At 48.3% G+C, this 22,824-nt stretch carries 26 protein-coding genes; 22 read left to right on the forward strand and 4 right to left on the reverse strand.

What is annotated here, in order from left to right; genetic code table 11:
• Window positions 1-28 precede the first annotated feature (28 nt).
• From EPO18_RS19530 to EPO18_RS19625, 20 genes are all read left to right on the forward strand, one after another.
• Window positions 29-778, forward strand: coding sequence for a lysophospholipid acyltransferase family protein (locus tag EPO18_RS19530; protein ID WP_363331530.1), 750 nt, complete (start codon window positions 29-31; stop codon window positions 776-778).
• On the forward strand, window positions 768-1,016 hold the full coding sequence (locus EPO18_RS19535; RefSeq protein WP_363331531.1) for a phosphopantetheine-binding protein: 249 nt from the start codon (window positions 768-770) through the stop codon (window positions 1,014-1,016). The genes EPO18_RS19530 and EPO18_RS19535 overlap by 11 nt, the downstream gene beginning before the upstream one ends.
• Before the next feature lie 10 nt (window positions 1,017-1,026).
• The gene (locus tag EPO18_RS19540; RefSeq protein WP_292436425.1) at window positions 1,027-1,275 is read left to right on the forward strand and encodes an acyl carrier protein; all 249 of its coding nucleotides are present in this window, start codon (window positions 1,027-1,029) and stop codon (window positions 1,273-1,275) included.
• A 76-nt stretch (window positions 1,276-1,351) separates the two neighbouring features.
• The gene (locus EPO18_RS19545; protein WP_292436374.1) at window positions 1,352-1,903 is read left to right on the forward strand and encodes a COG4648 family protein; all 552 of its coding nucleotides are present in this window, start codon (window positions 1,352-1,354) and stop codon (window positions 1,901-1,903) included.
• Complete coding sequence (locus EPO18_RS19550) at window positions 1,893-3,935, forward strand: ApeI family dehydratase (RefSeq protein ID WP_292436377.1); 2,043 nt, start codon at window positions 1,893-1,895, stop codon at window positions 3,933-3,935. Before EPO18_RS19545 ends, EPO18_RS19550 begins: the two co-directional genes overlap by 11 nt.
• Window positions 3,932-4,666, forward strand: coding sequence for a glycosyltransferase family 2 protein (locus tag EPO18_RS19555; protein WP_292436379.1), 735 nt, complete (start codon window positions 3,932-3,934; stop codon window positions 4,664-4,666). Before EPO18_RS19550 ends, EPO18_RS19555 begins: the two co-directional genes overlap by 4 nt.
• Window positions 4,663-5,595 (forward strand): LpxL/LpxP family acyltransferase, encoded by a 933-nt coding sequence (locus EPO18_RS19560; RefSeq protein WP_292436381.1) that lies wholly within the window; start codon window positions 4,663-4,665, stop codon window positions 5,593-5,595. The genes EPO18_RS19555 and EPO18_RS19560 overlap by 4 nt, the downstream gene beginning before the upstream one ends.
• A complete protein-coding gene (locus EPO18_RS19565; RefSeq protein ID WP_292436383.1) occupies window positions 5,585-7,117 on the forward strand; it encodes an HAL/PAL/TAL family ammonia-lyase in 1,533 nt (510 codons plus the stop codon). The genes EPO18_RS19560 and EPO18_RS19565 overlap by 11 nt, the downstream gene beginning before the upstream one ends.
• Window positions 7,110-7,532 (forward strand): acyl-CoA thioesterase, encoded by a 423-nt coding sequence (locus tag EPO18_RS19570; RefSeq protein WP_292436385.1) that lies wholly within the window; start codon window positions 7,110-7,112, stop codon window positions 7,530-7,532. The genes EPO18_RS19565 and EPO18_RS19570 overlap by 8 nt, the downstream gene beginning before the upstream one ends.
• 145 nt (window positions 7,533-7,677) lie before the next feature.
• A complete protein-coding gene (locus EPO18_RS19575) occupies window positions 7,678-7,884 on the forward strand; it encodes a type II toxin-antitoxin system VapB family antitoxin (RefSeq protein ID WP_292436387.1) in 207 nt (68 codons plus the stop codon).
• Window positions 7,881-8,267 (forward strand): type II toxin-antitoxin system VapC family toxin, encoded by a 387-nt coding sequence (gene vapC, locus EPO18_RS19580; protein WP_292436389.1) that lies wholly within the window; start codon window positions 7,881-7,883, stop codon window positions 8,265-8,267. Before EPO18_RS19575 ends, vapC begins: the two co-directional genes overlap by 4 nt.
• Window positions 8,260-8,901 carry a LolA family protein gene (locus tag EPO18_RS19585; RefSeq protein WP_292436391.1) on the forward strand — a complete coding sequence of 214 codons (642 nt, stop codon included), beginning with the start codon at window positions 8,260-8,262 and terminating at the stop codon, window positions 8,899-8,901. Before vapC ends, EPO18_RS19585 begins: the two co-directional genes overlap by 8 nt.
• A complete protein-coding gene (locus tag EPO18_RS19590; RefSeq protein ID WP_292436393.1) occupies window positions 8,882-11,233 on the forward strand; it encodes an MMPL family transporter in 2,352 nt (783 codons plus the stop codon). The genes EPO18_RS19585 and EPO18_RS19590 overlap by 20 nt, the downstream gene beginning before the upstream one ends.
• 145 nt (window positions 11,234-11,378) lie before the next feature.
• A complete protein-coding gene (locus EPO18_RS19595; RefSeq protein WP_292436396.1) occupies window positions 11,379-12,611 on the forward strand; it encodes an NAD(P)/FAD-dependent oxidoreductase in 1,233 nt (410 codons plus the stop codon).
• A complete protein-coding gene (locus EPO18_RS19600; RefSeq protein WP_292436399.1) occupies window positions 12,599-13,378 on the forward strand; it encodes a DUF3261 domain-containing protein in 780 nt (259 codons plus the stop codon). Before EPO18_RS19595 ends, EPO18_RS19600 begins: the two co-directional genes overlap by 13 nt.
• Window positions 13,359-14,642: a beta-ketoacyl-ACP synthase gene (locus EPO18_RS19605; protein ID WP_292436401.1), complete on the forward strand. Its 1,284-nt coding sequence runs from the start codon at window positions 13,359-13,361 to the stop codon at window positions 14,640-14,642. Before EPO18_RS19600 ends, EPO18_RS19605 begins: the two co-directional genes overlap by 20 nt.
• Window positions 14,639-15,178 carry a hotdog family protein gene (locus EPO18_RS19610; RefSeq protein WP_292436402.1) on the forward strand — a complete coding sequence of 180 codons (540 nt, stop codon included), beginning with the start codon at window positions 14,639-14,641 and terminating at the stop codon, window positions 15,176-15,178. The genes EPO18_RS19605 and EPO18_RS19610 overlap by 4 nt, the downstream gene beginning before the upstream one ends.
• 7 nt (window positions 15,179-15,185) lie before the next feature.
• Window positions 15,186-15,911: a 3-oxoacyl-ACP reductase FabG gene (gene fabG, locus EPO18_RS19615; protein WP_292436404.1), complete on the forward strand. Its 726-nt coding sequence runs from the start codon at window positions 15,186-15,188 to the stop codon at window positions 15,909-15,911.
• Window positions 15,905-17,134, forward strand: a complete 1,230-nt coding sequence (locus EPO18_RS19620; protein WP_292436406.1) for a beta-ketoacyl-ACP synthase — start codon at window positions 15,905-15,907, stop codon at window positions 17,132-17,134. The genes fabG and EPO18_RS19620 overlap by 7 nt, the downstream gene beginning before the upstream one ends.
• Window positions 17,135-17,160: 26 nt before the next feature.
• Window positions 17,161-17,523, forward strand: a complete 363-nt coding sequence (locus EPO18_RS19625; RefSeq protein ID WP_292436408.1) for a hypothetical protein — start codon at window positions 17,161-17,163, stop codon at window positions 17,521-17,523.
• Window positions 17,524-18,154: 631 nt separating this feature from the next.
• On the opposite strand, the gene EPO18_RS19630 is transcribed toward EPO18_RS19625, so the two are convergent.
• From EPO18_RS19630 to EPO18_RS19640, 3 genes are all read right to left on the reverse strand, one after another.
• Window positions 18,155-18,421 (reverse strand): RNA recognition motif domain-containing protein, encoded by a 267-nt coding sequence (locus EPO18_RS19630; protein WP_292436410.1) that lies wholly within the window; start codon window positions 18,419-18,421, stop codon window positions 18,155-18,157.
• 108 nt (window positions 18,422-18,529) lie between these two features.
• A complete protein-coding gene (locus EPO18_RS19635; protein ID WP_292436411.1) occupies window positions 18,530-18,736 on the reverse strand; it encodes a cold-shock protein in 207 nt (68 codons plus the stop codon).
• Window positions 18,737-18,878: 142 nt separating this feature from the next.
• Complete coding sequence (locus EPO18_RS19640; RefSeq protein WP_292436413.1) at window positions 18,879-19,352, reverse strand: hypothetical protein; 474 nt, start codon at window positions 19,350-19,352, stop codon at window positions 18,879-18,881.
• A 148-nt stretch (window positions 19,353-19,500) separates the two neighbouring features.
• Here EPO18_RS19640 and ppnN point away from each other — a divergent pair, with 148 nt between their 5' ends.
• Window positions 19,501-20,871: a nucleotide 5'-monophosphate nucleosidase PpnN gene (ppnN, locus tag EPO18_RS19645; protein ID WP_292436414.1), complete on the forward strand. Its 1,371-nt coding sequence runs from the start codon at window positions 19,501-19,503 to the stop codon at window positions 20,869-20,871.
• Here ppnN and EPO18_RS19650 read toward each other — a convergent pair whose 3' ends face one another.
• Window positions 20,872-21,162, reverse strand: coding sequence for a hypothetical protein (locus EPO18_RS19650; RefSeq protein WP_292436416.1), 291 nt, complete (start codon window positions 21,160-21,162; stop codon window positions 20,872-20,874). It abuts the gene before it with no gap.
• Here EPO18_RS19650 and EPO18_RS19655 point away from each other — a divergent pair.
• Window positions 21,161-22,824 (forward strand): DNA topoisomerase 3 (locus tag EPO18_RS19655; RefSeq protein ID WP_292436418.1); only part of this gene is annotated, 1,664 nt, incomplete at its 3' end. The genes EPO18_RS19650 and EPO18_RS19655 overlap by 2 nt on opposite strands.

A 22,824-nucleotide genomic window follows, 5' to 3' on the forward strand; every position in this document is an offset into this window, starting at 1 on the left:
GGTAAAATTAGGCTATGGCTGGCGTCTTATGGCAACAGGATTAAGTTTTTTTAGTTTTGGCATGGGCGGTTTATTGCTATGGTTTTTCGTGTTTCCGGTGTTGTCTTTGTTGCCCGGTAATTCACGGGAAAAGGTCGGCCGGGGCCAAAAAACGGTGTGTTACAGTTTTTATGTTTTTATTGGTTTGATGCACAGGCTTGGGGTGATGACTTACGACATCGTGGGTCTGGAAAAGCTTAACCGCTCCGGCCAGTTGATTATCGCCAATCATCCAACGCTGGTCGATATTGTGTTTTTGATCAGCCGAATCAAACAAGCCAGCTGTATTGTCAAAGCCAAGCTGTGGCATAATCCGTTCATGCGCGGCCCTATACTCAATGCGGGATATATCGGCAACGGCGATCCCGAGCAAATGATAGCCGAGTGCGTTGCCTGGTTACGCTCAGGCGGATCGATGATTATTTTTCCTGAAGGAACTCGATCAATACCGGGCAAGCCGTATCGTTTTCAACGCGGCGCGGCGGCCATTGCGTTGCAGGCGAATGCCATTGTGACCCCGGTGACGCTGACCTGTTCTCCCAGCACTTTAACCAAAGCCGAGCGGTGGTATCAAATTCCTGAGCGCCGCTTTCATCTGACCATGCATGTTGGCGACGATATACCATTGGAGCAGTTTGCGAAGATTAGTCCAAAATCAGTAGGCGTCCGTCGTTTTACACAATATCAGCAAGATTATTTTACCCAACAAAGAGAGCTTTATAAGCACGATGGAAAATGAATTAAAACAACTCATTATTGATACGCTGGATCTGGAAGATATTAGCGTAGCGGATATAGACAGTGACGCACCGTTGTTTAACGACGGTTTAGGACTGGATTCCATCGATGCCCTGGAACTGGGTTTGGCTATCCGCAAAAAATACAACGTAAAGATTGATGCCGAAAAAGAAGATGTAGTGAAGATTTTCGCTTCGGTTTCAGCGCTGGCTGAATACATTCAAGCGGCGCGCGATTGAGGCAATTATGATAAAAGAACGCGAAGAAATTTTAACGGCCATTAGAGAGATTATGGTCGAGATGTTCGAGATGGACGAACAGTCCATCACCCTGGAAGCGAGGCTGTACGAAGATCTGGACTTCGACAGCATCGATGCGGTGGATATGATCGTCAGGCTTAAGGAAATGACCGGTAAAGCGATTAAAGCCGAAGATTTCAAAACGGCACGCACCATTGGCGATGTGGTCGAGGCGGTTTATAAAATGCTTAACGGTTGATATGCGGTTGTCTGGTTTTCTTCTCGTTCCCACGCGCTGCGTGGGAACGAGATAAGTACGTGGAAACGAACTAAATATGCGCTGGTTTGTAAACGGCGTGATGGGTTTTTCCACCCTGTTATACCCGTTGGCGGTTTTTTTCGGCAGAGAATATTTCGAGCCCTGGAAAATAGCCGCCATATTGATTGTGTTGCTGCTGGTCAGACTGGCGGCCAGTTATTCGATTAAACATTGGAGCACCCCGTTATTGATTGCGGGCATCGGCTATTGTTTATTTGCGATGTGGAGCAATCAATTCGGCACGTTGCTGTTTTACCCGATTCTGGTCAATGGCTTGATGCTGCTCATTTTCGGTTGGAGCCTATTTTCGCCGCCCAGTTTGGTTGAACGTTTGGCTCGTATACAACACCCTGATTTACCTCCGGAAGGCGTTATTTACACTCGCCGTGTGACTCAAGTCTGGTGCGGCTTCTTTATTATTAATGGTATTCTGGCATGGGTAACGGCTGTTTGGTGCAGTTTGGAAGTCTGGAGTTTATACAATGGCCTGATCGCTTATGTGCTGATGGGCGTTTTATTCGCCGCAGAGTATCTGGTCAGGATGAGAACCCAGAAGCATGTCAGATAAGCTGCTGCCGCTGTCCCACTGTTTAAGCATCCAAAGGTCAACTGATACGCTAATTGCCTATCATGCCGGGCAGTATTATTCGGCCGGGCAATTTACAAGCGCGGTTAAATTCTGGGTAGACAAACTGCAAGCGCAACCGTACCGGCACTATGCCTTGTACACCGAAGACGCCTATCCGTTTGCCGTGCTGTTGTTTGCGTTGCTGCATGCCGGTAAACAAATCTGGATACCCGGCAATAATCGTCCCGGCACTGCCGAGCAATTAGCGCAAGACTGTCAGTTGCTGGGCGATTGGCACAGTGGCGAGAATTTCGATTATTGTTTAGACGCATCGGCTAGTTCCAACCGATCATTATCGCCGTTAAATCCTTTGGGCAAGCAGTTGGTTATTTTTACTTCCGGCTCCACGGGCCAAGCCAAGCCGATAGCCAAATGCTTAAATCAGTTTCAGCTTGAAATCGCCACGCTGGAAGAACATTGGGGCGAACAGCTGGGCGATGCGGAGGCATTGGCAACGGTCAGTCATCAGCATATTTATGGTTTGCTGTTTCGTGTGCTATGGCCGTTATCGGCAGGGCGGTGCTTTCATAGTCAGGCTTATATCAACCCTGAAATACTGGTTAATGCTATTCAACAGGGATCGGCTTACTGGGTTGCCAGCCCTGCGCATTTAAAGCGCTTGGATCAGCAGTCGCCTTGGGACGGCATTAGTGATTTAAAGGCGATTTTTAGTTCCGGAGGCGCATTACCGGAGAACGCGGCCCAGCAGATATTTAGCAGCAGTGGGCAAGCGGTGATTGAAGTCTACGGCAGTTCCGAAACTGGCGGTATTGCTTGGCGGCAGCAGGAAAAGGCTTGGACGTTATTTTCCGGGGTGAGGTTAAGTTGTATTGATGACAAGTGGTTGTTACATTCGCCTTATTTGCAAATCCCCCCCAGCCCCCCTTTTTCAAAGGGGGGAGATGAGAAGCCTTCCGTTGTGGCAAAAGAGAATTCTCCCGTTTTTAGCAAGGAGGAATCCTCACCGCTGCCAAGGAAATCTCCCCTCCCTTTTTCAAAGGGGGGAGATGAGCGATCTTCCTTTGTGGAAAAAGAAGAATCACCTATTTTTAACAAAGAGGAATCCTCACCGTTGCTAAGGAAATCTCCCCTCCCTTTTTCAAAGGGGGAAGATGAGCGATTTTCCTTTGTGGAAAAAGAAGAATCACCTATTTTTAGCAAGGAGGAATTCTCACCGCTGCCAAGGAAATATCTCTCCCCCTTAGAAAAAGGGGGGGCAGGGGGGGGGATTCAACTGGACGATCAAATCACCCTGTTGGACGATGGCCGTTTCATGCTGAATGGACGTTCGGATCGCATAGTCAAAATAGAAGAAAAACGCCTATCTTTGGTCGAACTGGAACAACACTTGATGGCAGAGCCGTGGATAGATGATGCCCATGCACTGGTGATGACCAAAAGCAGGGATGTCGTCGCGGCGGTTGTGATGTTAAGCCGGCAAGGGTTGGAACAATTGAAAACCCAAGGCAGAAACCGGCTAATCAGGCAACTGCGCGAAACGCTTGGGCAATGGTTCGAATCCGTCGTGCTGCCTCGAAAGTGGTTGTTTGTAAACACGATACCGTTAACGAGCCAAGGCAAAATCGATCGGCAGCTGTTAACAAGCCTGTTGGATTTTGATAATCGAAAACTGCCGCAAGTACTTAATCTTGAAACGGCTCCCGATAGCGTCCGGCTTGGTCTAAGAGTGCCCGAAGATTTGGTTTATTTTCCCGATCATTTTTCCGATTTCCCGATATTACCGGGAGTGGTGCAGCTGGCTTGGGTGGAGCATTTCGGTAAACTGTTTTTTGTCATTGATAAGCCGTTTTCATATATGGAAGTCATCAAATTTGTGCAAATCATCCAGCCTGGAGAAGAATTAACTTTGGTTCTCGATTGGAAATCAGTACTGGGAAAACTGTATTTTAATTTCAGTTCAGTGCGCGGTGCGCATAGCTCAGGGCGTATGGTTTACGAGGGCAACGGATGAAAATCTGCATCATCATTCCTGTTTATAATCATGAAGCCGCTATTCCACATGTGCTTGCAAAATTAAAAAACTTCGGCCTTCCTACTTTACTGGTTAACGACGGCAGCTCGACGTTGTGCTCCCAGATTTTGGCAGATTGTGTCGAACGGGAACCGGATTGGCTTACCTTAATCAAGCGTTCGGAAAACGGCGGCAAAGGCGCTGCCGTGCTGGACGGTTTTAAGACTGCACAGGCTTTGGGATTTAGCCATGCGATTCAGATTGATGCCGATGGACAGCACGATGTTAATGACATCCCTGTATTTATTGAGGCGGGCAGACAGCATCCTGTCGCGTTGATTTTAGGTCAACCGCTGTTTGATAAAACAGCGCCGAAGAGCCGGGTTTACGGCCGAATTATTGCCAATCTGTGGGTATGGATCAACACCTTGTCGCTTGCGATTGCAGACAGCATGTGCGGTTTTCGTTTGTATCCTCTGGCAGCGGTCGCGGAGTTAGCCGGTGAGACACACATAGCCAGAGGCATGGATTTCGACATCGACATTCTGGTGCGCTTGTATTGGCAAGGCGTAGATATGATCAATATTCCGACTGCTGTCCATTACCCTTATGACGGCGTGTCGCATTTCAAGTTGTGGCAGGATAATATGAGGATTTCAAAAGCCCATGCCAAACTGTTTTTCGGCATGTTGCTGCGTATTCCGCAGTTGCTGAGCAGACATCAGTCATGAAAAAACCTTCGCATTGGTCGGACGTAGGCGAATGGAGCATGATTTGGGGCATGCGCTTTTTGCTGCGCGTTTACCTGGTGTTCGGGCGTACTGTGTTGCAGTGGTTTTTATATCCCGTCGTGAGTTATTACTGGCTGGCGAACAAGCCGGGCAGGGAAGCCAGTCAGGTCTATCTAAAGCGCGTTGCGAAGCTGCTGCCTAAATCAACTTTAAGTGGAAATCTCTGGGACAGCTATCGGCACTTTATTAGCTTTGCCAATGCCATTATCGATAAATTGGCGGCCTGGTCGGGCGCGTTGTCGTGTGCCGACATAAGTTATCGAGGACGCGACGAATTGCTGGCTCAAATCAAGGCGAATAAAGGTGCAATCTTGCTAGGTTCTCATTTGGGTAATCTTGAAGTCTGCCGCGTGATTGCGGATATGGACGATGCACCTCGCATTAACGTATTGGTATACACCAAACATGCTGAAAAATTTAATCGTTTGCTAAGGCAAACCAACGAGAATAGCAGCTTAAACCTGATTCAGGTTACCGACATTAGCGCCGCGACGGCAATGTTGTTGAGTGATAAAATCGATAACGGCGAGTTGATTATTATTACCGCAGACAGAACGTCGGTAAATCAGAATCCGCGGGTTAGCTGGGCCGGATTTCTGGGTGCTGATGCTTCGTTTCCGCAAGGTCCGTTTATCCTCGCTTCATTGCTTAAATGCCCGGTTTATACTTTGTTTTGCTTGAAGCAACTGGGCAAACAGGTGATCTATTTTGAGCATTTCAGCGATATGTTGATTTTCCCCAGAAAAAACCGTGAGCAATCCATGCAGCAAACAATTCAGCGTTATGCCCAGCGACTAGAGCATTATTGCTTAATGGAACCGTTACAGTGGTTTAATTTTTTCGATTTTTGGCGGGTGGATGAACAGTAAAAATACCGTGGTTTTTGATGGTCAGTCGTTGACTATTGAAGACGTTTATCAGATAGCTAACCAACAAGCGCAGGTTGAGTTAGGCAGGCAACCTGAATTTATTGAGCGCATAGACAAAGGCGCCCGGTTTATCGATGATTTATTAAAGGAAGAAGGTTTTGTTTATGGCGTAACTACCGGTTACGGTGAGTCTTGCACGGTTTCCATTCCGCTGAATCTGGTCGATCAACTGCCTAAGCAGCTCTATACTTTCCATGGTTGCGGGTTGGGCAATCATTTTGATGCCCAGCAAACAAGAGCCATACTGGCGGTGCGTTTGACCAGCTTGGCTCGCGGTTATTCGGGTGTCCGCTACAAGCTATTACAGCAGTTGGCTGAATTGTTAAAACAGGACATTCTGCCGATAATTCCGCAGGAAGGCTCGGTCGGCGCCAGCGGCGATTTAACACCTTTGTCTTATGTTGCAGCCGTGCTGGCCGGTGAGCGGGACGTGCTTTATCAGAAACAACGCCAATCCACGCAAACGGTTTTTGCCGGGCTCAATATCGAACCGTTGACCTTAAAACCTAAAGAAGGCTTGGCGATTATGAACGGCACGGCGGCCATGACCGGCATCGCTTGTCTGGCCTATCAGCGAGCCGAATACTTATCCCGGTTGACCACACGCATCACCAGCTTGGCTTCGGTCGCCTTGAACGGCAATGCCTACCACTTTGATGAGAAACTGTTTTCGGTCAAGCCGCATCCCGGCCAAAACCGCGTCGCCGAGCGGATACGTTCGGATTTACAGTTGCAGCATAGCGCGCCGCGCCACGATACCCGCTTGCAGGATCGCTATTCCCTGCGTTGCGCGCCGCATATCATCGGGGTGTTGGAAGACTCATTGCCTTGGCTTAGGCAGTTTATCGAAAACGAATTAAACAGCGCCAACGACAACCCGATCATTGATGCTGAAGACGAACACGTCTTGCACGGCGGCCATTTTTACGGCGGACATATTGCCTTTGCGATGGATTCTCTTAAAACCGCCGTAGCCAATCTGGCCGATTTAATGGACCGGCAAATGGCGCAGTTGATGGACCCAAAATTCAATCATGGCCTGCCTGCCAATCTGTCCGGCGCTATTGGCGAACAAGCCTTGTTGAGCCATGGCTTTAAAGCTTTGCAAATAGCCGTATCCGCCTGGACAGCGGAAGCCCTTAAACTGACGATGCCTGCCAGCGTGTTTTCCCGCTCCACCGAATGTCACAATCAGGACAAGGTCAGCATGGGCACGATAGCTGCACGAGATTGCATCCGCATTTTGGAGTTGACCGAGCAGGTTGCTGTGGCGGTGTTGTTTGCAGTTATTCAGGGTGTTGAGTTGCGGGGCAATGTGGAGGCGTTAAGCCCGGCTTTGAAAAAGACTGTTGGGCAATTGCGGGAGCATAGTTCGTTTTTGAGTGCTGACCGGGCGTTGGAACAAGAGTTGCGGCTGTGCCTGGAGCTAATTCGCAAGCGGCATTGGGATTTGTATGACTAAAACTATTCATCAAATATCAATTGATCTGCAAATCCCCTTCCATGATGTCGACATGATGGAAGTCGTTTGGCACGGCCATTACGCCAAGTATTTTGAAATCGCCCGCTGTGCTTTGTTGGAAAAGATAGATTACAACTATCCGCAAATGCGTGATTCAGGCTATGCCTGGCCGGTCATCGATCTGAGTATTCGTTATGTGCAACCGGCGGTATTCGGGCAAACAATTACGGTAAAAGCTCAAATCGTTGAATGGGAAAATCGCCTGAAAATAAACTACCTGATCACTGATAAAGGTACAGGCTTAAGGCTGACCAAAGGTCATAGTGTTCAAGTGGCGGTAGACTTGATCACTAAAGAAATGTGCTTTGCATCGCCTGCTGTGTTGTCTGAAAAACTCGGTCTAGAGGTCTCTTAATTATTTAATCAAAGTGCCGCAGATGAAGCAATGTTGACTCAAATTGCTGTACGATTGGCAAAAATACTCATGCTGTGGGATTTGCAGAGCTAAGAAAAATCAGGTATAGAACACTCAAGTTAAATATAAATTTTAGGATTTTACCATGCAAACAACCATTACTATTGATGATCAGCAGTTAAAAAGCTTGATGCTTTACACCCATTCTAATAATGAATCCGAAGCTATTTATAAAGCTATTCAAACCTATTTGCAGCAGGCAAAGCGGCAGCAGGATTTATTAGCGTTGCGCGGACAAGTCGATATTGAAGATAACTGGCAAGCATTGCGCGATTTGGAAATCAATAAATGAGTGATGGTTTGGTTTTAGTCGATACTTGCGCGTGGATTGATTTTTTACGTTACCAGGAAGGTAAGTTAGGAAATCAAGTGGCTTTTTTAATAGAAAATAATCAAGTCGCTATAACAGGTGTAATTATTGCCGAATTGCTGCAAGGCGCTAAAACTGAAAAACAGCAACAACAAATTAATCTTTTGATAAATTCTGTGACGTCTTTTCCTACGCAGGAGTTTGATTGGGTAAGTGCCGGATTGTTATTGCAAGAGCTAAGAAGTCGAGGGATAACCCTACCTTTAACAGATGCGTTAATCGCTGTTATCGCTCAACGTTTTCAGGCAAAAGTATTGACGATTGATAAACATTTCCACCATTTAGCGGTTGAGTTGCATGTTTAGCACTGCCTTGCTCCAAGATTGTACAGGATTACGCTATTGCTATATTCCGGCTACTTTCTTAAAAACGTTATTACTGTTTTTTTTGTTGTTAGGTCAAAGTTACGCTGACGATGTGTTAATTCAAATTACCCCACGCTTGGCAAAAACGCCGATCACTCAAGGCGACTTTTACCAGCAAAAATACCTGAAAGCTTTACACAAGCCTTTAATTTCCTCGGGCACGTTTACATATCACCAAAGCAAAGGCGTTATCTGGAAAACTCTGACGCCGGTTGTTTCGTTACTGTTGGTCAATGAATCGCGGCTGTTGACAGGGCAAGGGGAGCAAGCGGTACCTGCGGCTTTCGGCAAGGTTTTCAAGGCCATGTTGGGCGCTGATTTAGCGGCGCTGACCGATGGCTTTAGCGTGACCGGAACCGATCAAAAAACTTCCTGGCAATTGGAGTTAACGCCCAAGGAGGAGATGCTGAAAAAAATCATCAGCACGATGATGTTGTCAGGCGATACCGAGCTGCGTCATCTTGAAATACGCGAAGCAGGCGGCAACATAACCCGCATTAGCTTCGATAACATCACGCACCCTGCAAAATTAAACGACGAGCAACAAGCCGATTTTGAACGTTTATCACCCTAAGTTGACCGCAGGAGTTTGGCTGGCCGGAATGCTGGCCATCTGTATTCTCGGCGGCCAAGTATTGACTAGAGACTGGCTGGAAACCGGCTTTTTAGCGTTATTGCCGACCAGCGAACAGCAGCCGGAAATCGCCAAAGCTACCCTGCAACATAATCAGCTGCTGAACCGGAAAGTGATCTGGCTGACTGGCGCGACAACGTCTCAAGAAGCCATCAATCATGCACAAAAACTTAAACAGCAATTGGAGCAAAGCCGGCTGTTTAGCAAGGTGGTGCTGGAGTTTCCCCAACAGCAATATATCCAGCAATACCGGCAACTGTTTCCTTATCGCTATCGGCTGTTGGATGCGCAATCCCAATCAATCTTGGCGACTAATCCTGAGGATTTAATCAAGCAAAATCTGGAGATACTCAATAGCCCCATCGGGCAGATGCAGGCGGCCGATCTTGAGCGAGATCCGTCGTTGATATTCAGCCGTTATTTTAATGCGCAAAATCCGATCAAGCTGAATTTGGAACAGGGCATCGTCGTGCTGTCCGATCAGCATCGGTTTTGGGCATTGCTATTGACCGATTTGCAAGATGAGAAGTTACAGCTGGATAAACTGGAAACCTTGTCGAGTCTGGTTAACAGCGCCACCGAACAAGTCAAAGCGGTAGGCGGCGAGTTGTTGGTTTCCGGCATGCCGTTATTTACCGCGCATGGAGCTGAGTCGGCCAAACAGGAAATTTCCACGGTCGGCATAGGTTCGAGTCTCGGCATTATCGTGTTGCTGTGGGCGACTTTTCGCAGTATGCGGCCTTTGCTGTTATCGAGTCTCGCGATAGGCAGCGGCCTGATTGCTGCGTTGGTTATCTCTGTACTGTTTTTCGGAAAGATACATATCCTGACGCTGGTTTTTGGCGCCAGTTTAATCGGCGTTGCCGATGACTATGCGCAACATTTTTTATGCGACAGCTTCGGCGAGAAGGACTGGAATCCCCGGAAAGGCCTAAAGTTTATTCTTCCGGGACTTTCTTTAGGGCTAGCAAGCAATCTGCTAAGTTATGCAGGCTTGGGCTTTTCGCCGTTTCCGGGCTTGCAGGAAGTTGCGTTATTTTCCGCTGTCGGTCTGCTGGTCGCATGGCTGACGGTGGTGCTGCTGTTTCCGTTGCTGTTAACCGGGTTCAGATTCGACCATCAGCCCGGCATACTTAAACTGACCACCTATTGGGAGGAGCACTGGCCGCTTTGGGTAAGCAACAACCGGCGCTGGCTGGGCTTGATATTGTCGGTTTTTGTCGCGGGCGGCCTGTGGCTGCTGACGCCGCAGGATGATGTGCGCTTACTGCAATCGCCACCGGCCGAGTTGCTCCGCACCGCCGATAAAATCCGTCAGTTGTTTCCGATGAGTCCCGACAACCAGTTTTTTTTGGTGTCGGGGAAAGATCAAACTGAATGGCATCAAAATGAACAAAAATTGCTTAAACGCCTGGAAGCGTTAAAACAACAAAAAGCCCTGACCGCTTATGAAGGCTTGAGCAATTATTGGCCTGATGCGACTCAGCAGCAACAAAATTATCAGTTGTTAAAACATAAGCTGTACGATTCAGGCTTGCTTGAACGCTATATGGCCGATCTTGGCTTTGACGAGGCGGCAGTGAAAGCCGAGTACAAACAGTTTGCCGAGGCAGCAAGCAACACATTGACCTTGCCGGAGTGGCTGGCAGCTGCCGATCAAACCAAGCAACAGTTGTGGCTGGGCTGTGATTTCGGGCACTGCCAAAGCACGGTTGCGTTAATCGGCATCAACGATATTAGTGCGTTGACGGCGCTACAGGATTTGTCTGGCGTAATCTGGGTGGATCAGGTCGAGTCGGTATCGTCGTTGTTTGCGCGTTATCGGATCAGGGCCAGCGGCTTGTTGGCGATTGCTTTTTGCCTGGCTTCGCTAGGTTTGGGTTACAAGTTCGGTTGGCGCAATGGCATGACCATCATGTCGGTGCCGGTTGTTGCGTTGGCGGTTTCGTTAGCCATGTCAGGCTGGTTCGGCCAATTGTTCAGCCTGTTCAACTTGTTTGCGTTGTTACTGGTATTGGGCATCGGTGTCGATTACGGGCTGTTCTTTTTTATGGCAGGGGACAGGCGCGCCAGCACTTCGCTGGGGGTTACGCTTTCGGCATTAACGACCTTACTGGCATTCGGCTTGTTGGCGGCAAGTTCTACCGAGATCGTGCATGCGTTCGGTTTTACGGTAACTGCCGGTATTGTAACGGCGCTGCTGTGCGCGCCATTGATTGGGCTTAAGGATATTCAGTCATCAAATACAATGGAACGCAGATGCCAAAAGTAGGCGCCTCTAGGCGACGCTGATAATTATGATTAAATAAGATTTTATTGAATTATCTGTGTTCATCATATTTATCAGCGTCGCCTAGAGGCGCCTACTTTTGGCATCTGCGTTCTATTTTTTAACATTTGAGTAGTGACAAATCATCATGACAAATAAGAATAATAAAGGCGAAATTATCATTATCGGCGCCGGGCCGTCCGGGAGTATCGCCGGTGCATTGCTGCAAAACCAGGGCTTTAAAGTGACCATCCTTGAACGCCAGCTGTTTCCACGATTCAGTATCGGAGAAAGCCTGTTGCCGCAATGCATGGAATTCATCAAGCAGGCCGGGATGATGGATGCGTTGGTCGATGCCGGGTTTCAGTATAAAAACGGCGCGTCTTTTGTCTATCGAGATCTGCATACCGAGTTTTCCTTTGAAGACAAATTCAGTCCCGGCATGGGCACCACGTTTCAGGTGCAGCGCGGCCGGTTCGACAAGCTGCTTGCCGATGAAGCGGTGCGAATGGGTGTTGACATACAGTGGCAAATGGAAGTGATGGCGGCCGATTTCGCTTCCGACCGGCCGGAGCTTACTGTGCGTAACAGCCGCGGCGAGGTCATGATCTACCGTGCCGATTTTGTGCTGGACGCCAGCGGTTTCGGGCGCATCTTGCCCAAGTTGCTGGATTTGGAATCGCCGTCCGGGTTTCCGGTCAGGCAAGCCTTGTTCGGGCATATTGAAGACCGGATCGGGGAGGGCCGGTTCGACAGAAACAAAATCCGGATCACCGTGCATCCCGAGCATAAAGATGTCTGGTATTGGCTTATCCCGTTCAGCAACGGACGCAGCAGTGTGGGTGTGGTCGCGGAGCCGGAATTTTTTAAGTCATGGGACAATAACGACCAGGCCTTGCAGGACATCATCAATCAGGACCCCAGCCTGACCGCATTGCTTCAAAATGCTGTGTTCGATGAAAAAATCAATACCATCGTCGGTTATTCCGCCAATGTAAAAAGCTTGTACGGCAAAGGTTATGCGTTGATGGGCAATGCCGGTGAGTTCTTGGATCCGGTGTTTTCATCCGGCGTAACGATTGCGATGAAATCGGCCAGCTTGGCCGCGGATATTCTGGTCAGGCAATTTAACAATGAAACAGTGGACTGGCAGCAGGATTACGCCGAGCCTTTGCAGCGCGGCGTCAATACTTTCCGGGTATTTGTCGATGCTTGGTATGATGGCCGTTTTCAGGACGTGATCTTTCACCCGCAGCAGCAACCCGAAGTTAAGGCGATGATCAGTTCAATACTGGCCGGTTATGCCTGGGACGAAAATAATCCTTATGTCAAAAATGCCCGGTCGAGGTTGGATACTTTGGTTGAGTTATGCCGGGGTTGATTTTTTTTTCGTTTCCACTCGCTGTGTTCATCGTTATACATAAGTACGTTATTCCGATAGTTCCTTATCTGGCGATAGGCAGGAAATATACCGGTATGGAGACCTTCCAGGTTTTTAAAACCTGGAAGGTCTGGCTCGCAACGTTTTCAATTGGCGAGACCGTCTCGTTCTCATGCGCTACGCCGTGCTGGAAATTGGGAAACAGCGTAAAAGTCATAAGTGCGATGTTTTTACTATGGTTGTCCGGCTGTGGACTGATACAGCCGGAGAAAGTTACCGCTAAAACGGAATCGATGCCGATTGCGCAGCCTTTAGGCCCGGCCAGACGGATAGTGCAGCAAATTGACGCCGTGTGGGGGGATCGGCAGGAATCCTTGTTGGCAGTTTTGGAGTTGGATTCCCGGCATATCGCGATGGCCGGGCTCAGCAATGATGGCTTGAGCCTGTTCAATTTAACTTATGACGGCAAGCATGTTGTATCCGACAAAAGCCTGTTATTGCCGGAGTCGGTCAGCCCGGAGTTCATCATTTCCGATCTGCAATTGGTGTATTGGCCGATTGCCGAGCTGCAAAAAATACTTCCGGCCGAGTGGCGATTGGAAACCGGTCAGAACACGCGAATTTTAACGGTCAGGAATAACAAACAAGTTGAAGTTAACTATTTATCCCCCGATCCTGTATGGCCTAAAGCCGTGGAACTGATCAATTTTCAGTACAATTACTCCCTGCATATTAAAACCATAAGTTATGAACTTATACCTGAATGACTTAGGCTTACTGTGTGCGGCAGGCACTAGTAAATCCGAAGTATTAAAACGCTTGCTGGCCGGCGATCGGTCGGGATTGGTGCCCAGCGATGAGTTTGGGACTCGCTGTTTTGTCGGTGCCGTTAATGCTGATCTTCCAGAAATCCCCCCCGGCCCCCCTTTTTCAAAGGGGGGAGATTCCTGCTTGGTAAAAAAAGAGAGTTTCCCTTGTGCGGAGAAGAAAATTGCTCACTCACTCCCCCTTTTGAAAAAGGGGGGTAAGGGGGGGATTTACAATTGCCGCAACAATCGCCTGCTGTTAGCAGCCTTAAGCCAGATCGAGCAAACGGTTAGCGATATGAAAGTCCGATTCGGCGCTGATCGTATCGGCATTGTGCTGGGCACCAGCACGTCGGGGGTACGCAATACCGAACTTGCGTTGGCTTATTGGGCAGACCACGGCGCATTGCCTGGTGCGTTTCATTACAAGCAGCAGCAAATGGGTGCCGGAGCGGACTTTTTGGCGGATATTCTGGGCGTTCAAGGCCCGGCTTATACGATCTCTACGGCCTGTTCTTCCAGTGGCAAGGCGTTTGCATCGGCGCGGCGATTAATCAGGCAGGGCATATGCGATGCGGTTATAGTGGGCGGAGCAGATAGTTTATGCGGTTTGACCGTTAATGGCTTTGCGGCGCTGGAGTCTATCAGTACCGGCTTGTGCAAGCCGTTCGGCTTGCACCGTGACGGCATAAATATCGGCGAAGCAGTCAGCCTTTTTGTATTGAGTAAAAAACCGGGACCGGTCATCTTGCGAGGCATAGGTGCAACCAGCGATGCGTACCATTTTGCCGCGCCGGATCCGGATGCAACCGATGTAATCCGAGCCATGCAAAATGCGCTGGACGATGCAGGTAAAACACCGGCTGAGATTGATTATTTAAATTTGCATGGCACGGCTACGGTATTGAACGATGCAATGGAAAGCAAAGCCGTTAATGCATTATTTGGTCAGGCTGTGGCTGCGAGTTCCACCAAGGGCATGACCGGGCATACTTTGGGCGCTGCCGCTGCATTGGAACTGGCGTTTTGTTGGTTGCTGCTGACCCATGACAATGAACAAGGCGCGTTGATTCCCAATATCAACGATGATGAGCCGGATACAACATTGCCAGCGTTAAACCTGGTAAAAAAAGGCGGCATGTTGGGGCGTAGAATTAATACTTGTCAAAGCAACTCGTTTGCTTTTGGCGGCAATAACTTATCTATTGTGGTGGAGCGAGCATGAACAAAGTGGCCGACGACTGCATTGATACAATAGATAAGCTCCCAACAATGATGGGAGAGTTAAAATCGCGTTCGCAGCAGCAATCGAGAACAGCAACCGTAGGTCTATTAAACGATACAGTAGCAGTTACCGATTTGATTCCGCACAGCGGCAGCATGGTGTTGCTGGATCGTATTATTAACTATGACGATCAGAGTTTGACAGCCGAACTTGTGGTACGTGACGATGGTTTACTAGGCGATAATGAATCCGTTCCTGCCTGGGCCGGTATTGAATACATGGCTCAAACGATAGCCGCGTATGCAGGCATTACGGCAAGACAGGCTAATGAGCCGATACGGCTGGGTTTTTTGCTGGGAACCAGGCGTTTTAGCAGTAATATTGCAGCTTTTAAGGCCGGCTCAAAGCTAACGATACGGGTGAATAAAATCATGCAGGATGACGGCCTAGGGGTTTTTGACTGCCTAATTCAGGGGATGGACGTAGAAGTCACGGCCAACCTCAATGTTTTTCAACTTCCGTTAAATAATACATAAGCATAATATGAATAAAACTGTTTTAGTGACCGGTTCCAGTCGGGGCATCGGTAAAGCCATAGCATTATATCTGGCTAAACAGGGTTTTGATTTGGTCATCCATTGCCGCAGCCAACGTTTGCAGGCCGAGGAAGTCGTTGCTGAAATCGAGCGGCTAGGCCGACAAGCCCGGATTTTACAATTCGACATTGCCGACCGCGCACAATGTAGCGAACAAATCGATCAGGATATTGAAAATCACGGCGCTTATTACGGAGTGGTGTGCAATGCCGGTATTACGGCCGATAACGCCTTTCCGTCGCTGACCGGCGAACAATGGGACAGCGTGATTCACAGCAATCTTGACGGTTTTTATAATGTTTTGCAGCCGGTGGTGATGCCGATGGTCAGGCGGCGCAAGCCTGGGCGCATCGTAACGTTATCTTCGGTTTCCGGCTTGATGGGCAATCGCGGCCAGGTCAATTACAGTGCGGCAAAAGCCGGTATTATCGGTGCTACCAAGGCACTGGCGCTCGAACTGGCAAAACGCGACATCACCGTCAATTGCGTGGCGCCAGGGCTTATCGAGACGGAAATGGTCAGCGAATTGCCTCTGGAGGAAATCAAAAAAATGATTCCGGCGCGTAGAGTAGGAAGCCCCCAAGAAGTCGCAGCAGTCGTGGCTTTTTTAATGTCGGAAGATGCTGCCTACGTTACCCGGCAGGTCATTTCCGTCAATGGTGGTTTATGTTGAAACGCGTGGTAGTGACCGGCATGGCGGGGATTTCGCCGATAGGCAATAATTGGCAGCAAGTCGCCGAGCGCCTTAAAAGTAAGTCTACCGGTATTCAAACAATGCAGGACTGGGACAAATACCAAGGCTTGAATACCCGTTTGGGAGCGCCGGCCGATTTCACCAAGCCTGAGCATTATTCGCGCAAGCAAATTCGCTGCATGGGACGTATCGCTTTAATGTCGACTTACGCAACCGAATTGGCGCTGAGCGATGCCGGTTTGTTGCATGACGATTGCCTTAAAAGCGGGCAGATGGGCATTGCTTACGGCAGTTCATCCGGCAGCCCCGATGCCATCGCCGAGTTCGGCAATATGCTCCTTAATCATGCAACCGGCGGTTTGAATGCCACCTCGTATATCAGAATGATGAGTCACACAGCACCGGTCAATATCAGCCTGTTCTTCGGCATAAACGGAAGGATTTACACGACCTCAAGCGCCTGCACCTCAAGTAGTCAAGGCATAGGTTATGCTTATGAAGCGATAAAGTTCGGTCAGCAAAAACTGATGGTGGCGGGCGGTGCTGAAGAACTATCGGCCATCCAGTCCGCGGTTTTCGACACGTTGTTTGCAACCAGTCTTCGCAATGATATGCCCGAGAAAAGCCCCAGGCCTTTCGATCGCGACCGGGACGGGCTGGTCATCGGTGAAGGCGCGGGAACGTTGATATTGGAAGAGCTGGAACATGCTTTGGCGCGTGGCGCTGATATTCATGCCGAATTGGTGGGGTTCGGCACCAATTCGGATGGTTTGCATGTCACCCAGCCTAACAGTGACAGTATGCAGGTTGCGATGCGCTTGGCTTTGCAGGATGCCAAGCTTGAAGCATCCGCGATCGGTTACATCAGTGCGCATGGCACGGCGACAAGTCACGGCGATGTTGCCGAAAGCCATGCGACCGCTGCGGTATTCGGCGATAAAACGCCGATCAGTGCGCTGAAAAGCTTTACCGGCCACACTCTGGGCGCTTGCGGGGCGTTAGAGGCCTGGGTGGCGGTCAATATGATGAATGAAGGCTGGTTTCATGCCACGGCCAATCTTGACAACATTGACCCTGAATGTGCCCGGCTGGACTATATTAAAGAGGATATCCGCCAGCTCGATTGCGACTATGTGATGAGTAACAATTTTGCTTTCGGCGGTATCAATACCTCTTTGATTTTTAAGCATTGGGATGGTTGATGTCCCGTTAAACCTGGAGAACTACAATGATAAGAAAAATGTGTTTAGCCTTGGCTTTGCTGATTTTGGTCACAGGCTGTACCACGACAGGTACATTCAAAGTGCCGCCCGGCTCCGATCTGTATGTCTACAAAAGGCCGGAGCCGGTAGACATCAAAGCCGATGGCAAGGTAACCACCAAGCCGTTCTTCTGGACTGCTGCGGGAGTACCGCCGGAAGGAGGCATTCCTTACCGTTTGGAAAAAGGCGGAAAAGTAATTAAAGAGGGTAAATTGAGAACAAAATTCCGCACTGCTTCAATATTCTGGCCGCCCGCCGCCGCTATCTATTGGCCTATGGGATTTAACTCGGACATCACCTACGATTTGGTAAATGACAAGCAGGAATAAAATATTGGCATGACCTATTAGTCAGGTTTTTACAACGTGAACCGACAAATAGGGAGGTCGTTTTCTTGACCAGGGTTATCCACATTTTCTGTGGATAACTCTGTGTGTAAACTGGAATCATAAGTCCTAACTATTCACTTCTTAAGCTTTTTTGTTAAATTGTTTAGATTGTAGTCACTGCACGACTCGGTGTGGATATAATATAGAATATCAATCACTTAGGTTGTAAGAAGATGATTTTAGCGGAGTTTTTCTATAGGTATAGTGAGGTTTTGCGGCTATGCTGCTGAAACAAAAGTATATTGTATATGCCTGTGGAAAAGGCTGGATTTGAAGTTTGCTGTCAAGCTTTATTTTTTTAAATATAGCGGATTTTTATCACTCAACCAATCGGTTGAATTTATCATCTTTTTGCGTGGATATTCGGATAAAGACTCTGTATAGAGCTCCATAAATATCCGGCAAATGCACAAGGCATTGATGTTCTTTGGGGGAGAAAAGAATGACTACAGTTTCGATATTAGGGGGCGACCGGTAAACAGGTCGCCCGGATAGCTCAGCTATATTCCCTTGTCATATGCGCTAAGGCAGTTGATTAATCAGGTGGAGCAGAGGCTGTATCGTTAATGCTTCAATGGCGTCTGCCATTTTTACCGGGAGTCGTCTCTTCAAATTTAACTTTTAAAGATTTTCCGCAGTATAAATTGCCGTCCAGCGCGGCTATCGCAGCTCTTGCTTCGTGGCCTTCCATCCCAATAAAGCCGAAGCCACGGCATTTTCCGCTAAATATATCGGAAACAAGTTGAATGGAACGGACTTTGCCGTATTCAGAAAATAAAGCCTGTACAGTTTCTTCAGTGGCTTCGCTAGGTAAGTTTCCTACAAAAATTCGTTTCAAAAGACATGTCCTAAATTAGGGGGTGAGTTGATTGGCCGGGTAAACCGGATATGCCACAACCCCGCGTATTATCTAAGGCGGGGTTGGATGTTGGAAAGTAAAGCAGTTTTAAGCGGCGCTTACTTGTGACGCTTGTGGGCCTTTAGGGCCTGATTCGACATTGTATTTAACTGCTTGGCCTTCAGCCAATGTACGGAAGCCGCCTTCACTTGTGATTGCAGAAAAGTGTACAAATACGTCCGCGCTGCCATCGCTAGGTGAAATAAAACCGAAACCTTTAGAATCGTTAAACCACTTAACAGTACCTGTTGCCATAAAATTACCTATAAAAAATCAATGAAAAAAGTTTGATTGCAAATCATGCCGGGCAATTTTAAGGAGAAAAGCGAGTAGAATTTCTGAAAAGTGCTGAATAACATGCAAAACTTAAGTACAAGCCTCGCGTTTGTGCGGAATGCTACCTACTTAGCACTGCATTATAGGGGCTAATTCCCAGTATAGCCATTGAAAATTTAGAAAATAGTCTCTCATAAGAGATAAAGGCCTTAAATTTACAGGAGATGTTTATTGGCGGTAAACCATTAATCATGGTTTCTATGGTCGAAGTTATTGCGATGACTGTCATGGTTATCGTTATGTTGGCGACCATTTCTATAGTTAAAGGAATGATCATAATCTCTGCCGCGTTGATGATGCGCTGAATAATCATTATCCCAGCGGCGTTGGACATTGTATTGATCATGTTGGCGATGATGTGGAAAATAAGCTCTACCATGATGATGACCATAGTCATGATCATAATGATTCGGCCTTTCGCCATAATAATTTCTGTGCATAATGGTATATCCACTGCTGTAACCGCCGTAATCAGGATAATATGAATACTGTTGCGGATAATGTGCACAAGCGGTGGATAGTAGCGCAAAGCCAACGAACAACATTTCTTTTATTTTCGAATTCATTGTCATAGCCCGTGATAGTTAACCTGTGCTAAAGATACCTATGGATCGCTGAATGCTGAATGAATCGAAAATATTATGTTTAACTGGTACCACTCTGACATAACTAAAAGGAAGCTTATGGAATATCAAGTAGTTGACGCACGCATTACTCCTGAAGGACGATTGGATGTACTGTCCAAAACCGAAGTTACGAAACTGCTCGATACCAGCCAAGGCGGACTGTACCGGCTATTTCGCAATTGCTCGCTCGCTGTATTAAATTCCGGCAATAACATGGATAACGGCAAGGAACTGCTGGAACGCTATCCCGACTTTGAGATACGTGTAGTCCAAGAGCAGCGCGGTATTAAACTGGACGTTAAATCTGCCCCTGCCCATGCCTTCGTTGACGGCAAAATGATCAAAGGCATCAATGAGCATTTATTTGCGGTGCTGCGAGATATTATCTACGTCAGTGACGAGATCAATAATAATCGGATGTTTAACCTGGACACCTCGGACGGTATTAGTAGCGCGGTATTTCACATTTTGCGCAATGCCAAAATTCTACGGCCGATGACTAATCCAAACCTGGTGGTGTGTTGGGGCGGACATTCAATCAGTCGTAAGGAATACGATTACAGCAAGATAGTCGGCCATGAGATGGGGCTGCGCGGCTTGGATATTTGTACCGGCTGTGGGCCAGGTGCGATGAAAGGCCCGATGAAAGGTGCAACCATCGGTCATGCCAAGCAGCGGATAAAACACGGCCAGTATTTAGGAATAACCGAACCCGGTATTATTGCGGCAGAATCACCTAATCCTATAGTCAACGATCTGGTGATTCTGCCGGATATTGAAAAGCGCCTGGAAGCGTTTGCCCGTGTCGGACATGGTATCGTGGTGTTTCCGGGCGGTGTAGGTACGGCGGAGGAAATACTTTATATACTGGGTATCCTGTTGCATCCTGAAAATAAAGACATGCCGTTTCCACTGGTATTTTCCGGCCCGGACTGTTCGGAAAATTACTTTAAGGAAATAGATCGGTTCATTGCCGGAACTTTGGGTGAATCCGCACAGCAGCGTTACAAAATTATTATTGATGATCCTGTGCAAGTCGCTCGGGAAATGCAGGCAGGTATTCAACAGGTGCGCCAGTTTCGTAAAGAAACAGGAGATGCGTACTATTTCAATTGGCTGCTTAAGATCGATCATGTGTTCCAACAGCCGTTTATACCTACCCATGACAATATGAGAAGCCTAGCTTTGCATAAAGATCAGGAAAGTCATAATCTGGCCGCCAATCTGCGCTGTGCGTTTTCCGGCATCGTTGCAGGTAACGTAAAAGACGAAGGTATTCGTGCCATTGAGCAATACGGACATTTTGAAATTCACGGGGATGAAAACATCATGGCATTGATGGATTCGTTATTGAACTCATTTGTTGCGCAACATCGTATGAAATTGCCGGGGAAGAAATATTCGCCGTGCTATAAGATTATTAAATGATTAATCGTTCCCATTCTGGAGTGTCTCTAGCTTCATTCTCACGCCAGAGCGCTCGTTGTTATACACATCTCGACGTAGGCCGGAATAAGCCTGTCCGTGCGTTAAGCGCAGGACCGGCGTTTCCGGCGTTCCGATTGCCGGAAACGCCCGCCCTTGCTGTCGCCGGGCGGGCTTATTCCGGCCTACATCCGAGCCATTCCAGCGCTCATACCAAAATAACGGTCTTGAACAGACTTGTATATAACGACGAGCGCCGGAGCTTGGGAACGATACCTGTATACCCGGCATCATGAAAGTCATCCTGACCGAAAAACCCTCAGTCGCCCGCGACATAGCCAAATGCCTGAATATCAGCAGCAAGCATGACGGTTATTTTGAGGGCAACGGCTATCAAATTACCTGGGCGTTCGGGCATCTGGTTGAATTGAAAGAGCCGGATGAATATAACCAAGCCTGGAAGCGCTGGTCTTTGGAATCCCTGCCGATCATTCCCGAACGATTCGGCTTAAAAGCGAGGGGCGACGCCTCAGCGCAAAAACAGCTAAACACCATCAAGCGCTTGTTCAAGGCAGCCGACGAAATCATCTGCGCAACCGATGCGGGAAGAGAAGGGGAGCTGATTTTCAGGTACATCCTGTCCTGGGCCGGCTGTGTGCATAAACCGTTCAAACGCTTGTGGATCAGCTCCTTAACCGACGACTCGATACGCAAAGGCTTTGCCGAGTTGCAGGAAGGCCATGCCTATGACGGACTTTACCGCGCAGCCAAATGCCGTAGCGAATCGGACTGGATAGTCGGCTTGAATGCTACGCGGCTTTACACCCTCAAGTTCGGCCAGCAAGGCAGCTTATGGACGATAGGCCGAGTGCAAACGCCGGTATTGGCACTCATCGTGCAAAAAGATTCGGAGATTAGCAGCTTTGTGGCCAAGGATTTTTGGGAATTGCACACCTTGTATCGGGATGCCGATTTTCAATATGTCGGCGGACGGTTCGACAGCAAAGCCGATGCGGAAGCCCTGCTAAATCAAATTTCCGGGCGGGATTTTCGGATTAACGAAGTCAAAGGCAAGCGGGAAACGCTCAGTCCTCCGTTATTGTACGATTTGACCGATCTGCAAAAAGACATGAGCATCCGCTACGGCTTGACTGCCGATCAAACCTTAAGCTGCGCCCAGCAGTTATACGAGAAAAAGCACGTTACTTATCCGCGTACCGATAGCCGCTATTTAACCAATGATATGAAGCCGGACATGAAGCCTTTGTTGACTAAATTGCGCTCTAAATTTGAGCAGCAGATTGAGCCATTGGATCTCGATAAACTGGCGCTGAGCAGCCGCATATTCAACGACACCAAAGTAAGCGATCACCATGCGATCATTCCCACGACCGCATTGCCCGGTACTTTGTCGGGACAGGAAGCCAAAGTCTACGAAGCGATAGTCCAGCGGTTTATTGCGGCGTTTTATCCGCCTTGCATCAAACAAATTACTACTGTTCTGGGCAGCGTTAATGCAGAAACGCCGATAGCCGAAGTAAAGTTCAAAACCATCGGTACGATTATCGAATCGCCCGGCTGGCAAGCCTTATATAAAAATGACGCGTTAAAGCAAGCCGATAAAGAACTGAAAATCCTGCCTAACTTTGTGCAAGGCGAAACCGGTTCGCAACAGCCGTCGATCAATCAAGGCAAAACTACGCCGCCCAAGCCTTTTAACGAAGCGAGTTTGTTGAGCATCATGGAATCGGCCGGTAAAACCTGCGACGATGAACAGCTTAAGGAAGCATTAAAAGAAAAAGGTCTCGGTACGCCGGCAACCCGAGCCTCGATTATTGAGGTGTTAATTAAGCGCAACTACATCCAGCGGCAAAAAAAGACTCTGGTCAGCACCGAATCGGGACGGCATCTTATCTCCATTATCGCCGACGACAACTTAAAGTCCGCGGCGATGAC

The sequence above is a fragment of the Methylobacter sp. genome (genome assembly GCF_004322395.1).
In the GTDB taxonomy this organism is placed as follows: domain Bacteria; phylum Pseudomonadota; class Gammaproteobacteria; order Methylococcales; family Methylomonadaceae; genus Methylobacter_A.